We start from the raw sequence: 14053 nt of genomic DNA, 5'->3' as shown, positions 1-14053 counted from the left end.
ATAATTTGCGACAGAAGGATGATGCCGATGGCCGATATGCAGAATACCGAAGCGAGAGTCGCGACGAAGACCGCGAATGATCTGGAACTCACAGCACCCGATCCGGTGCCGCGCGTCACTGCGGAAAAGGCTGCGGGCCTCGTTCCGCTGTCGGAGGACAAGCGATCGAAGCTGGACGACAAGGTGGATGGTTTCGTCGCCGAACTGGTCTCCATCGATGCCAATTCGCCCGAATTCGGCAAGAAGGTCGACCAGCTCACCAACATGGGCCGCAAGGAGATCGCCACGGCGGCCGGCATGTCGAACCGCTTCCTCGACCGGCCCGTGCGCGCGATGGACAAGGACAGCGGCGTCGGCACCGATCTTGCCGAATTGCGCCGCACGGTTGAAGAACTCGACCCGGGCCGCAAGGGCAAGCTGCGCGGGCGCAAGCTGTTCGGCATCATTCCCTTCGGCAACAAGCTGAAGCGCTATTTTGACAGCTACCGATCCGCGCAGGGGCACATCCAGGCCATTCTGGAGCGGCTGGCGTCCGGCAAGGACGAATTGCTGATGGACAATGCCGCCATCGATGTCGAACGGCAGAAGTTGTGGGAGGCGATGGGCAATCTGGAACAGATGATCCACATTTCCCGCGCGTTGGATGAACGGCTTGAGGAAAAGGCGGCGGATCTCGATTCCACCGATCCGGCGAAGGCCAAGGCGATCCGCGAAACGGCGCTGTTCTACGTGCGGCAGCGTACGCAGGATCTGCTGACGCAGATGGCGGTCAGCGTGCAGGGTTATCTCTCTCTCGATCTGGTCAAGAAGAACAATGTCGAACTGGTGAAAGGCGTCGACCGCGCCAGCACGACCACCGTGGCCGCCCTGCGCACCGCGGTTACCGTCGCTCAGGCCATGACCAACCAGCGCCTGGTGCTGCAACAGATCACCAGCCTGAACGAAACCACGGCAGGCATCATCGATTCCACGGGGCAGATGCTGCGCGACCAGACCGGCAAGATCCACGAACAGGCCGCAGCCAGCACCATCCCGCTGGAGACCCTGCAGCGCGCCTTCCAGAACATCTACGACACGATGGACGAAGTCGACCAGTTCAAGCTGCGCTCGCTCAATTCCATGAAGCAGACGGTCGAGGTTCTGACGGACGAAGTCGAGAAGTCGAAAGGCTATATTGCGCGTGCCGAAGGGCAGTCGCAGGCCGCAAGCCGTATCGAAGCGCCCTCGCTGCTATCGGTGGAGAACTGATGGCACGCGAGGCGCATGATTCCGACCGGATCCTGAGCGCGGCCAGCCAGTCGCTCACGGTGCAGCGCGCGGGCGGCCGCCGCAAGGCGGTGAGCAAGTCGATCGGCCAGCGTTCGGCGGATATCAAGATCAAGCACTGGATGGCCAAGCTGAAGCGCATCGTGCTGTCCATCGGCGCGATCGTCATCGCCGCAATGGTGGCGGGGCTGGTGCTGGACGGCATCGGCTTCATTGGCGTCATGGTCACGCTGCTGGCGATGATCGCCGCCGTCGTTGCCCTTGCGACCTTCCCCCGGATCAAGGCGCCCACCCGCGCCGATCTGCAGAAGGGCCTGAGCAAGGGCGACGTGCGGCAGTTGGTCGGTAATACCGAGATGTGGCTGGAACATCAGCGCCCGGCCCTGCCGCCGCCGGCGGTGGACGTCGTCGACCGGCTCGGGGTGCAGCTGGACGCGCTGGGGCTACAGCTCGAAACCGTGGACCAGTCCCACCCCGCTGCGCGCGAGGTGCGCAAGCTGGTCGGCGAACATCTGCCCGAAATGGTCGACAGCTACCGCAAGGTCCCTGCCCATCTGCGGAATGAGCAGCGCGGCGGTGCCTCGCCCGACGAACAGGTGACGCAGGGGCTGGAAAAGATCAGCCTTGAGATCGACAGCGTGACCCGGCAATTGGCCGATGGTGCGCTGGACGATCTCGCGATCAAGCACCGCTATTTGGATTACCGCTATGGCGGCACGGAACAATTGGCCGGAGCAAATGAAAGCCCTGCGCCCGCGAAGGAGATCGAGTAATGCGCGTGGCCATTCCCCACGACAAGGATCGCGCAACGATCCGCAACCGCCTGCGGGCCAAGAGCCACAAGATCCAGGACAACATACCCGGCGGGGCCGCCGAGGTGGCGACCGACTGGCCTTCGGAAGACCGCATGAATCTGACCGTTTCCGCCATGGGCCAGCAGGTGCGCGGCCATGTCGACGTGCTGGACGACGAGGTAGTGTTCGAGATGGACCTGCCGCCCGCCCTCGCCTTCATCCAGCCCATGGTGGAAGGCGCCATCCGCCAGCAGGGGCAGCGGCTGATCGGCAGCGACTAGGCGCAACCGTTCAGGCTTCAGATCGTGCGGTCGAGTTCCAGGTAATCCGCCGGTATCCGCAGGGCGGCGGATGCGGCGCGGGTTTCCTTCAGGAACAGCCACAGCGCATACATCAGCAGGGCGACCGCCAGCAGGAAGGCCGCGGCGGCGAAACGCTGCAGATCACTCGCCAGCAGTTCCTCGATGAACAGGATCGCCACCGTCGTGCCGATGGAAAGGCCGCTGAGGACGAGCGACAGGATCGCCAGCCCGATGAGGTGGATGCGCCGGTCCAGAACACGAATCTGGCGGACGATGATGTCATGCGCGATCCCATCGGTTTCGCCATGCATCGTCTGCAGTTCGCGGCTGCGGTCGACGACGCGCCCCAGCCGTGCGGACAGAAGGTTCATGATATTGCCGATCGCAACCAGCATGAAGACAGGCGCCAGGGCAAGCTGGATGGTTTGTGCGATCATGCTGCGCCTTTAGAGCAAAGCTGCGCGATGTCGCTAGATGGTTCGTGGCCGGAACGCAGCCCGAATGCAGGAACAATTTGCACCTGCGGCGGTTTCAATTTGTCTCGCAGAGGCTAAATGCGGGGCTGGTGGCGTGGTGAACCGCCGGGACCGATGAAGATTGCGAGAGGTCACGAGAGTTTGAATACGGTCGCCCGAGAAGATACTTTGCGGAGCCGCTTGCGCGAGGCGACCGCACCCGCGCACGACGCGCTCGACGCGTCGATGGGCGATCTGGACCTTTCCACACGCGCCGATTACGTCCGCTTTCTGGAAATTCAGCTGAATGCGCGCATCGGCGTCGAGGAATGGTGCCGGCAGCATTGCTCGGCAGATCTCGTGCCTCCGCCGCAAACATCTCTCGTCCTGCAGGATCTGGCGAGACTCGATGCCGCGCGGGCAGCTGAGCCAGTCATGTTCGATCTGCCATCCTGCAGCGAGCCGCTTGGCGTCTGCTGGGTCGTCGCCGGATCGTCGATGGGCAACCGCGCCATGGCCGCCGACCTCCGCCGCCGGACGCACGGGGATTGGCCCATGCACTTCCTCGGCAATACCGACCTGCCTGCCTATTTCAAAACTCTGAGGCCTCTCATCGAACGTTCCTATTCCGAAAGCCGCACCCGGTCAGCCATCGCGGCAGCCGAAGCCGTTTTCGCCGCTTTTCGCCAGTCATGGGCCATGCAGATGCCGGAACTCGCCTCGTGAAGGTGACCGAGACGATCGACCTCGGCAATTGCGACCGCGAGCCCATACACAAGCTGGGCATGATCCAGAATTTCGGTGCGCTGATTGCGGTGAATGCCGATCTCATCATCGTGCATCATTCGCAGAACGTTGTCGATATTCTCGGGCGTGACACCGGTGCCGGGGCCGGAACCAGGCTGAACAGCGTCTTTCCCGAAGCGGCGATCCGGCTTCTCCAGAAGCGGATGCGGCATGACGGCGATGACCGCCTGGCGGAAAGGCTGTTCGCCATCGACCTCGGCGCAGCGGGACGGTTGTTCGACATAGCCCTGCACGCTTCCGGCGAACTCTACCTCATCGAATTCGAACCGCACGATCCGGATGCCTTTGCAGCGCAGCTGGGCACCTTGCAGCCGGTCATGGCCAATCTGGAGCATGCGGATAGCGTGACCGACCTTTGCCGCCGGGCGGCGGTGCAGGTGAAGGCCATGCTCGGCTTCGACCGGGTGATGGTCTATCGTTTTCATGAAGATCAGAGCGGCGAAGTCATCGCCGAAGCGCGCGAGACTCATCTCGAGACATTCCTCACCCTGCGCTACCCGAAATCCGACATTCCGTCGCAGGCGCGCGCGCTTTACGTGCGCAACCCGTTTCGCATCATCAGCGATGTCATCGCGCCGCCGGTGCCGATCGTGCCGGAAATCTCGCTATCGGGTGAACCGCTCGACCTCAGCGACAGCGTTCTGCGTGCCGTGTCGCCCATTCACATCGAATATCTGCAGAACATGGGCGTGGGCGCATCGCTGTCCATTTCGATCGTGATCGGTGGAAAGTTGTGGGGCCTGTTCGCTTGCCACCATTATTCCGCCCGCACCCTGCCCTTCCCCTTGCGCACGGTGGCAGAGCTGTTCTCCGGCATGTTCTCGCTGCTATTGGAACGCCTGCTGCAGCGGGAAAGCGCGGCGCGCACGCAGCGGGGGCGGGAGATTCACAACAAGCTGATGGCACGGCTGGCCGGCGGCAGCGGCCTCGCCGAGAATCTCGACACCATCGAAGCCATTATCGGCGACGTGATCCCGCATTCCGGGTCGAGCGCCTATATCGACGGGGAGTACAGGACGCGGGGCAAGGCACCGAACGAGGAGGAATTCCTCGCCATCGCGCCGACGCTGAATTCAGCCGCGACCAGCAAGGTTTTCGCTCATAACGAACTCGGCGCGATCATTCCCGCCGCTCAGGCCTTCGCCGATCGGGCAGTGGGTGCGTTGGTCATCCCCGTGTCGCGCCGCCCGCGTGATTACTTCATCCTGTGGCGGCAGGAATTGCCGCAGGTGGTGAACTGGGCCGGCAACCCGGAAAAAGCGGTGGAATACGGGCCAAACGGCGCCCGGCTGACGCCGCGCAAGAGCTTCGAGGCCTGGCAGGAATCGGTCAGGGGCCGCAGCGCGCCCTGGCTGGATGAAGAGGTCAGCATCGCCGAAAGCCTGCGGGTCACACTGATCGAGGTAATCCTGCGCCTGACCGATCAGGCGATGCAGGACCGTGCCAGCGCCCAGCAGCAGCAGGAATTGCTGATCGCGGAACTGAACCACCGGGTACGCAACATCCTCAACCTGATTCGCGGGCTGATCACGCAATCCAAGGGCGAAGCGGTGGATGTGGAAAGCTTTTCCCGCATCGTCGGCGGGCGCATTTCGGCGCTCGCATCGGCGCATGACCAGATCACCAAGGAAAACTGGTCGCCGGCTTCGGTCAAGGAACTCGTCCTCAATGAAGCGCGTGCCTATCTGAACGACGGTAATCGGGACCGGCTGCAGATCATCGGCGACGATGTCCTGATCGCGCCCGAGGCCTTCACCGTGCTGGCGCTTGTCATTCACGAGATGATGACCAATTCGGTCAAATATGGCAGCCTGTGCGACAGTTCCGGCACCTTGACGGTGACGCTGGAACGGGGACGCGACAACGATCTGGACATCCACTGGCGCGAACGGGGCGGGCCGCCTGTCAAGGCACCGACCCGCCGCGGCTTCGGCACAACGATCATCTGCCGCTCCATCCCGCACGAACTGGATGGGGACGCGGATATTTTCTACAAGCTCGGCGGCGTGGAGGCGGAGTTCACCATTCCTGCCTCCTATGTCACCACCATTCCGTCACAGAAGGGCCTGCCCGGCGAGGCAGGAAGCGAAACTATCGACAGCACGCATAATCAGGGCGCATCCGACGATCCTGCCGCCTCCGCCATTCCGCAGCATGTTCTGCTGGTGGAAGACAGCATGATCATCGCCCTCGATACTGAGGACAGTCTGCGGCAGATCGGCGTATCCATCGTCAATGTTGCGGGCAGCGTGGCCAATGCGCTCTCGGTGATAGAAGAGGACGCGCCCGACATGGCGATCCTGGATTACAATCTCGGGTCGGAAACCAGCGATCCCATCGCCGATGAACTGCGCAGCCGGGGCATCCCGTTCTTCCTGGCGACGGGCTATGGCGACATGAGCGACCGCATGGACGAGACCGGTGCCATGGGCGTCCTGAAGAAGCCCTATGACAAGGATGACATCGCCGGCGCGCTGGCGCAAATGGCCTTTGGCTGAGCCTTCAGCTTCAGTAGAAGTCCTGCCGCCAGCCATAGGTCGCAGGCACCGTTTCTCCGGCTGCATTCACTGCCGGTTCGAAGCGGAACCGCTCCACCACCAGGCGGCAGGTGGTCTGATCCGCCTGCGGGTCGGGGCTGGGTTTCAGCACGCGGCAGTCGCGCGCGCGGCCATCCACGCCAACGGTGACCGCCACGGTCACCGATTGCCCCCGCCGTATCGCGCGCCCGCCCGGCGGCACGGGGAAATCCGCTGCTGAGCGTATGTCGCCCGCAATCTTGCGCGCGGGCCGGGCGATAGCTGCGCCGCTGCCACCGCCGCCCCCTCCGACGCCCCCCTGCCCGCTGCCGGTGCCTGAGCCGCTTCCGGCAGCGCCGGTGCCCTCGCCCTGTTCGGCAGCGCCGCTGGTGTTTGCGGCACCGGTCGATGCGGCGCGCGGGGCAGGCGGCGCCTCGACGATCGTGACAGCAGGTTCAGGCGCGGCGACCGCTCGCGCCACCGCTTCACGCCCCGGATCGCCCTGTGCGCCTTCGTCAGGCCGCGTGTCGGTTTCCGGCGCGGGTTCGGGAACAGGCGGCGGCGGTGTTTCGGGAATTTCGGTGGGAACCGTGAAGGCGGCGACCACGCTTTCCTCCAGCCCGCCGGTGAAATCGGGCGCGAGCGCACGGGCCAGACCGTAGAACAGCAGGATATGCAGCACGGCGATTCCGACCAGCGTCAGCGGCCGGATCCGCTGCCGGGTGTGAGTAAAATTGCCGCTCTTGTCGCTCATGCTCGCCTGACATTTTCCGCTGCCGTTTTGCACAGGTGCCTTAACGCGAGCCGCGCCCAAAAGAAAAGGGCGGCGACACCTGCGTGCCGCCGCCCTTCCGTTTGCTTTTCTGCGAGATCAGAATTCGTAACGAACGCCGACCTGGATGCGCCAGACCGAAGCCGAGCTGCTGACTTCGTTCGTGTCATTCGCATCGAAGTCCGAGATTACGTAACGCCCCGTGTTATCGAAAGCCGGAACGTTGATCCTGCGGCCAGTGATCGGATCCTCATAGGTCGCACCCGCTTCCACCAGATCGACCGTCTGCGAGAACCCGCCACGGCGGCGGAAAACGTTCCAGCTGTTGTCGAGCAGGTTCAGGAAGTTGTCGAAATCGGCGAACAGTTCGATCCTGTCATCGGCAACACCCGTCAGGCGGCCGATGAACGGCAGATCCTGGCTGATGCGCATGTCGAGGTCGTAATACCAGTCGTTGTCGCAGCTATTGCGTTCGATCGTCTGGCCGGGCGTGAAGTCGCAGCCCGATGCAGCGACGTAATCTACCAGCGCCTGAACCGCTTCAGGGTCCGAACCGCCAATCAATTCACCGGTTGCAGCGAACACCGGAGCCACCAGGTTGGGATCGTTCACGCCGGTCGGGATGTAGAGCAGCGCGTTGTTGTTACCCGAAGCGCTGTCGTTGAAATCGCCGCCACCGGCGAATGTCAGGCTGTACGGGCGACCCGAACGGGCGCTGAAGAACAGGCCCAGGCTGGTCTGGTAATCTTCGAAGAAAGCTTCCTGGAAGCTGAAGGCTGCCGTGAAATTGTGCTTCGTTTCGAAGTTGGACGTCGAGATCGCCGGGTTCTGGCGGTCGAAAGCGGCCGTCACGTCGAAATTGGACGTAGCGGTCGACGACCCGATGTTCCGGTTGTTCTCGCTGTCGGTATAGGCGTAGCCGAGCCGGAAACCGACGTCGCCATCGTCGGTGAACACGCCGCGGCCGAGATTCTTGGCCAGCGCGATGGATGCGACGTGGCTTTCATAATCGGGGCCGTTGGTCAGCTGCAGTTCGTCATCCCGTCCGGTCGCGAAACAGGCAGGGCTGAGATTGGTATAGACCGGCGGCGTTCCGCCCGTTCCCTGCAGATCGGCATCGCAGCCATTGGCAGTGGGATCGATGGCCCGATAGATCGGACGGCCATCGACGGTGAAGCCTGCCGCGCCGAGCGACGGGTTGATCACCTGCGACAGGTCCACGAAGTTCAGCGTGTTCTGGAAGCGGCTGTAGATGTAGTCGAGGTTGAGCTGCCAGTCGCCGAAGAACCCGTCGCCGACGCCGAAGCGCGTTCCGAAACCGACGTTGGCACGAAGCACCGTGGGGATTTCGAAGTCGGGATCGGTGGATTGCGTGTCGGAAAGGCCCTGCGCCGCCCGATCCGAACCGGCGAGACGCGCGCATTCGGGGAAGCCGTTGAAGCTGCCGCCCTGCAGGATGTCGATCGTGCCATCGGCATTCCGGATCGCATCGCAAGCATCGGTGAAGGTGGTGCCTTCGCCGGTGTTGAAACCGTTGTTCGAGAATGCGTTGGAGAAGAACACCACCGGATCGCCGCCGGCAAAGATGCCGACGCCGCCCGTGACGCGCGAGTTGGACAGGAACCCGTAATTGTCGAATTCATAGGTCGCGGCAACACGCGGCAGGAAAACCGGCGGAATGCTGGAGAACGCCACGCGGTTGGTGAAGCCGTAACGGTCGAGGAAGTTCGGGTTCGCCGTCGGTGCCGAGCCGTCATACAACTGCGCGCGGATGCCCGCGGTCAGGCCGAGCTGCGGCGTCGCCTGCCAATCATCCTGCACGTAGAAGCTGTAGATGGTCCGGTTGAACGTCGCGGCCGCTTCGTTGATGTCGCCGCTCGGCGTGGCGTTGATGACGCCGCCGCCCAGCAGGCCCTCTGCCAGTTCATCCGGATTGGAGAAGGTGGAGGAGAAATTGCCGCTCGCCACGAGGCCGTTCTGGAAATCGTCGAGATTGCGGAAGAACAGCGTACCCGTCGCATTGGCTGCGAACAGATTGTAGACTTCCAGTTCGTTCAGTTCCACGCCCACCTTCAGCTGGTGGTTGCCGGCATCGGCCGTCGCCTGGAACCGGGCCTGGTCGATCTGCGTCTGCAGCGCGTTAGCCGAACGGAAGATGCCGGGTCCGGTGCTGAGGAAGCCGTTGGTGATGCTGCCATCGCCAGGATCGGTGTTCTGCACCCCGACCACGAGACGTACCGTCGGATTTTCGGACTGCGCTTCACCGAAACCGACCGGGCCCTGCACGTCGCTGACGTCGGCACGGCTGAGGCGCAGTTCGGTCGAGAAGGTGTCGCTCCAGTTGGAATAGAGGCGAAGGGCGTAATAATCGGAATCGGTGCCTTCGTCCTCGAAGCTGTTGAGACCGGTCAGTTCGTTGAAGCCGGTGTCGGATTCGACATTCGTTTCCTTCAGCTTCTGATAGGTCGCCTCGACCCGGTGATCGTCGGTAATGTAGGCGTCGACACGGCCGAAATAACGCTGCGAGCTTTCCGGCAGTGCACGGGGATATTCACCCACATCCTGGCCGTAGACGCTGTTTGCGATACCTGCGAAGCGGTTGAACTGGTCCACGTCGACGAATGCGGCTTCATTCGGGAAATTCAGCCCCTGCGGTCCGAAGTCGTTGCTGTCACCGAGGTCGGTTTCTTCATAGCCAAGGCTGAAGAACAGGCGGTCGGGGACGATGGGCCCGTTCAGCGTGGCACCCCAGCGCTTTTCCTCGAATGCGGCGGCAGTGAAATCGTCGCCGTCGATCGTGTTGCCGCGTAAATCTTCATTGCGGAAGGTGAAGAAGGCGCTGCCGTGGAACTGGTTTGTGCCCGACTTCGTGATGACGTTGACGAGGCAGCCGGTGAAGTCGGAATATTCGACGTCGAACGGTGCGAACTCGACGCTGGTTTCGCGGATGACGTCGAATGGCAGCGGCAGCGAGTTGCGCGAGGCGAAGGGCGTGCCGTTGAGGCCGAAGACGTCGGCCTGGACGATGCCGTCGACAGTGAAGGTGTTGGAGCGATCGTTACCGCCGAGGCAGGACACGCGGTCCACTTCGTTGTCGCGGTCGATGCTGACGCGCGGGTCGAGGCGGATGATGTCGCGAACGTCACGCGTGATCGAGGGGAAGCTTTCCAGCGTCTCTTCGCCGAATGCCGTGCCGGGGCCGACAGCGAGCTGGGTTACACCGGCGCGGGCGCCCGTCACGACGATCACATCACTTACGATGCCTGCATCAGCCGGGGTCAGTTCAAAGTTGAACGAGAGATTGCCCGAGACCGTGATGAACTGATCGAGGACCGTCTGACCTTCGTAGCCATCGGCGACGGCGGTTACCTGGTAAGGGCCGCCGGGGACGAGATTGCCCGCGCGGAACGTGCCGTCAGAACCGGTGGTGATCGTGCGCACCTGATTGGTGCGAGTGTCGGTCACGGTGACGATCGCACCGGGAAGTGCAACGCCGTCGGCGGAAGACACGGTGCCTTCGATCCCCGAAGTAATCTGCTGCGCAGCAGCAGGCGCAGGCAGCATCACGCCGGCCGAAAGGCTGACGACGCTGGCAGCCAGAAGATACTTAATTTTCATGTCAGACGATCCCTTTGCGTGACATTCAAGAATTCCATGCGACCCCTCGCCCGCGACGAACCGGCGCCGAAAGGACGACCGGAGGATTGTGCGGGTTGCTGGCTACGACGCCCGGCTAGGCGCTGCACAATGCGGTAAGAAGAAAGTTTTATTGCAGCAATATGACAGCAGGTGGCGCAAAAGCGCCTGCTGGCTGGCGCCTTCATAAACCCTTGAATATACGTAATTTCTTTATGTTGCTGCAATGCAACAACTGCGGATTATCGTTTCTCCACAGCCAACTTCGGTTTTTCTCAGGAACCTTTTACGCCAGATTGATCTCGCGCAGCCGCTGCATCAGGTAATCGTGGCTGGAAATCGGCGGGGGAACCTCTGCCGATTCGCCGCTGCGGCAATCTTCCAGCACGTCGATGACGTAATCCGGGCGGAAGTGCAGGAAGAAGGGCATGGAATAGCGCGACCGCTTCGCCGCCGCCCCGCTTGGATTGACGACGCGGTGCACCGTGGAGCGCAGGCGGCCGCCCGTCAGCCGGTCCAGCATATCGCCGATATTGACGACCAGCGCACCTTCCGGCGGATCGACCGCCAGCCATTCGCCGTCCTTCGTCAGCAGTTCAAGACCCGCTTCTTCCGCGCCCAGCAGCAGGGTGATGGTGTTGATGTCGCCATGCGCGGCGGCGCGAATGGCGCCTTCGCTGTCCTCGCCCTGCAGCGGCGGGTAATGCAGCAGGCGCATGACCGAATTGCCGTCCTCAACCGTGGGCGCGAAGAAATTGCGGTCACGCCCGAGATGCAGCGCGATCGCTTCCAGCACGCGGCCCCCGGCTTCCTCGAATGCGGTGTAGAGCCGGGTGAGAATATCGCGGAACTCGGGCAGCTCCGTCGGCCAGATATTGGGTGCCATGAAAGAGGACAGCGGGTGGTCGGCAGGAAGGTCGCGTCCGACGTGCCAGAATTCCTTCAGATCGTGGACCTTGGCGTCCTTTGCTTTCTCGGTTCCGAAGGGCGTGTATCCGCGCGCGCCGCCGCCGCCTTCAAGCTTGTAGGCGCGCTTGGTTTCGTCCGGCAGAGCGAAGAACGCTTTTGCCAGCGCCTCAGCTTCCGCGATCAGGTCGGCGGGAATCCCGTGGTCGCGAATGATGGCGAAGCCATATTCGCCGAAACTGCGGCCAAGCGCATCGGCGACATCTTCGAGCGGGCGGGACAGCGAAACGGAGGCAATGGAAGACATGACGATCCTCAGGGGAAGAAATATCGAACAATCTAGTAAGGCAGGAACAGCCCCGCCAGTGCCGCGCTCATCAGATTGGCGAGCGAACCTGCCGCCAATGCGCGCAGGCCCAGCCGGGCGATGACGGGGCGCTGGTTGGGCGCGAGGCCGCCGGTCACGGCCATCTGGATGGCGATGGAGCTGAAATTGGCGAAACCGCACAGGGCGAAAGTAACGATCGCGCGGCTGCGTTCGGACAGCACCAGCGTGTCGATCTGGCCCAGTTCGATGAAGGCGACGAATTCGTTGAGCACGATCTTGGTGCCGAACAGCCCGCCGGCGATCCCCGCGTCTTCCCACGGGATTCCGATCAGGAACATGACGGGCGCGAAGATCAGGCCCAGCAGCATCTGGAACGACAGTTCAGGGAAGCCGAACCAGCTGCCCGCCCAGCCGAGCAATCCGTTCGCCAGCGCCACAAGCGCCACGAATGCCAGGACCATCGCACCGACGGCGACCGCCAGCTTCACGCCGGTCTGCGCGCCTTGTGCCGCGGCTTCGATGATGTTGGCGGGCCGCTGGCCTTCCTCGAAGGTTTCGGCGACTTCCACCTCATGCGCGCGGCCGCCCTCGGTCAGGGCTGCGGGACCTTCGGCACTGATCCGGCCGCGCGGAAGGGCCAGGCGCTCATCCTCGCTGCCATCCACCGTGACATCGGCGACGACTTCATCGTCAGGCATCATGATCTTGGCCATGAGGATACCGCCCGGCGCCGACATGAAGGCACCCGCCAGCAGATAGGGCAGATATTCGTTGCCCAGCAGCCCGGCATAGGCGGCAAGGATCGTTCCGGCGACGCCCGCCATGCCGACCGTCATCAGCGTGAACAGCTGCGACGGCACGAGGCCGGCGAGATAGGGGCGGACCACCAGCGGGCTTTCCGACTGGCCGACGAAGATGTTGGCCGCAGCGCCCAGCGATTCGACGCGTGTGATGCCGGTCAGCCAGCCGATGGCCCCGCCGACCCAGCGGACGATCCGCTGCATCACGCCGAGGTGATAAAGGATCGAAACCAGCGCCGCGAAGAAGATGATGACCGGCAGGGCGCCCAGCGCGAAAGTGTTGGCAAGCGGATTGCCCTCGCTCGCCCCGAACAGGAATTCGGTGCCCCGGTCGGCATAGGACAGCAGCGCCGCCACGCCGTTCGACATGCCCTGTATCGCCGCGCGGCCCCACGGCGTGCGCAGCACCAGGAAGGCGAGCAGCGCCTGCAGCGCGAAGGCCGCGCCCACCACGCGCAGGCTGATACGGCGTTTGCCCGACGAAAGCAGGAAGGCGATAAGCAGAATCGCGACAATACCGATGAGGCTCATGATGACGGGTGGCATTGTCGTCCTTTGCTTGGAGGGACGCTTTGCGCTTTTTCATGATTGATCGGCCTGCCGATTGCAGGAATCATGTGCCGCGCTGCCCGTCCGCGGCGCTCTCTTGCCTTTTGTTGCCCGCCAGTCAAATGCGAAGGAATTGCGACTGGGCAAAAGGTTCCCGGCACCTTTCCTTTTTTTCCGCTCTCGCATAGGCGTGCACGATGCAGGAACCCACCATTCACTCCGACACCCAGGATCATCCGGCGGCAGCGGCCGTGCTGAGCCCCGGCGGCATACCGCGCGCGCTGTTCGTCTATGCGCTGTTCTATGGCGGCATGACGGTGCTGGCGGGTGTGCTGGGATTCAAGCAGGTGGCGCTCGGCCCCTTGGCGGTCGAAGCGGGGATTTTCGCCTTCCTGATGCTGGTGGTGCTGTCGAGCACGGTCAGCCATCTGTACGGTCGCTCCGTCGCGGACCGGATGGTGCTGTGGGGATTCCTGCCGCTGGCCGCTTCGATCCTGCTGATCCTGCTGGTCCTCATGCTGCCGGTGTCATCCGCCATGCCGCCCGAGAATATTGCCGCTTTCGAACAGGTGCTGACCCAGACGCCGCGAATCATGGCGGCGGGGCCGGTTGCCTATGGCGTGTCGCTGATCCTGAATGTGCGTATTTTCGACTGGCTGCGCGGCAGCGGATCGAATGACGGCAATCTCTGGATGATGGTGCGCGGCGGCATTGCTTCGGCGCTCAGCCAGATCGTCGATACAATCATCTTCATCACCCTTGCTTTCTATGGCGAATTTCCCATCGGCTCGCTGCTGGCGGGGCAGATGCTGGCCAAGGTCGTGCTGTCCCTGGTGCTGGTGCCGCCGCTGATCGGCTTGCTCGTGCGGCTGGCGAAACGGCTCGATCGCTGATCTTTCCGCGCCAAATCTCCAAACTAATC

General features: G+C 62.9%; 11 protein-coding genes. 6 read left to right on the top strand and 5 right to left on the bottom strand.

The window, feature by feature from the left end; all coding sequences use genetic code 11:
- Positions 1–27: 27 nt before the first annotated feature.
- Genes G7A66_RS13440 through G7A66_RS13430 form a run of 3 tightly spaced genes read left to right on the top strand, consistent with a single transcriptional unit; the run spans position 28 to position 2341 of the window.
- On the top strand, positions 28–1248 hold the full coding sequence (locus G7A66_RS13440; RefSeq protein WP_232366899.1) for a toxic anion resistance protein: 1221 nt from the start codon (positions 28–30) through the stop codon (positions 1246–1248).
- Complete coding sequence (locus G7A66_RS13435) at positions 1248–2039, top strand: hypothetical protein (protein ID WP_174296183.1); 792 nt, start codon at positions 1248–1250, stop codon at positions 2037–2039. The genes G7A66_RS13440 and G7A66_RS13435 overlap by 1 nt, the downstream gene beginning before the upstream one ends.
- Positions 2039–2341, top strand: coding sequence for a polyhydroxyalkanoic acid system family protein (locus G7A66_RS13430; protein WP_174296182.1), 303 nt, complete (start codon positions 2039–2041; stop codon positions 2339–2341). The genes G7A66_RS13435 and G7A66_RS13430 overlap by 1 nt, the downstream gene beginning before the upstream one ends.
- Positions 2342–2358: 17 nt before the next feature.
- On the opposite strand, the gene G7A66_RS13425 is transcribed toward G7A66_RS13430, so the two are convergent.
- A complete protein-coding gene (locus G7A66_RS13425) occupies positions 2359–2799 on the bottom strand; it encodes a DUF2721 domain-containing protein (RefSeq protein WP_174296181.1) in 441 nt (146 codons plus the stop codon).
- A 153-nt stretch (positions 2800–2952) separates the two neighbouring features.
- On the opposite strand from G7A66_RS13425, the gene G7A66_RS13420 reads away from it, so the two are divergent.
- Both G7A66_RS13420 and G7A66_RS13415 read left to right on the top strand, forming a co-directional pair.
- Positions 2953–3543, top strand: a complete 591-nt coding sequence (locus G7A66_RS13420) for a biliverdin-producing heme oxygenase (RefSeq protein WP_174296180.1) — start codon at positions 2953–2955, stop codon at positions 3541–3543.
- Positions 3540–6122, top strand: coding sequence for an HWE histidine kinase domain-containing protein (locus G7A66_RS13415; protein WP_332310564.1), 2583 nt, complete (start codon positions 3540–3542; stop codon positions 6120–6122). Before G7A66_RS13420 ends, G7A66_RS13415 begins: the two co-directional genes overlap by 4 nt.
- Positions 6123–6132: 10 nt before the next feature.
- Here G7A66_RS13415 and G7A66_RS13410 read toward each other — a convergent pair whose 3' ends face one another.
- From G7A66_RS13410 to G7A66_RS13395, 4 genes are all read right to left on the bottom strand, one after another.
- Entirely contained in the window at positions 6133–6894 is a 762-nt protein-coding gene (locus G7A66_RS13410) for a TonB family protein (protein ID WP_174296178.1), read from the bottom strand.
- A 117-nt stretch (positions 6895–7011) separates the two neighbouring features.
- Positions 7012–10530 (bottom strand): outer membrane beta-barrel protein, encoded by a 3519-nt coding sequence (locus tag G7A66_RS13405; RefSeq protein WP_174296177.1) that lies wholly within the window; start codon positions 10528–10530, stop codon positions 7012–7014.
- Positions 10531–10834: 304 nt separating this feature from the next.
- Complete coding sequence (locus tag G7A66_RS13400; protein WP_174296176.1) at positions 10835–11761, bottom strand: isopenicillin N synthase family dioxygenase; 927 nt, start codon at positions 11759–11761, stop codon at positions 10835–10837.
- 32 nt (positions 11762–11793) lie between these two features.
- The gene (locus G7A66_RS13395) at positions 11794–13128 is read right to left on the bottom strand and encodes a NupC/NupG family nucleoside CNT transporter (protein ID WP_174296175.1); all 1335 of its coding nucleotides are present in this window, start codon (positions 13126–13128) and stop codon (positions 11794–11796) included.
- Positions 13129–13328: 200 nt separating this feature from the next.
- On the opposite strand from G7A66_RS13395, the gene G7A66_RS13390 reads away from it, so the two are divergent.
- Entirely contained in the window at positions 13329–14024 is a 696-nt protein-coding gene (locus G7A66_RS13390) for a queuosine precursor transporter (RefSeq protein ID WP_174296174.1), read from the top strand.
- Positions 14025–14053: the final 29 nt, after the last annotated feature.

The organism is Alteripontixanthobacter muriae (assembly GCF_013336795.1).
GTDB classification, from domain to species: Bacteria; Pseudomonadota; Alphaproteobacteria; order Sphingomonadales; family Sphingomonadaceae; genus Pseudopontixanthobacter; species Pseudopontixanthobacter muriae.
This window is presented reverse-complemented; position numbering and strand designations above follow the sequence as displayed.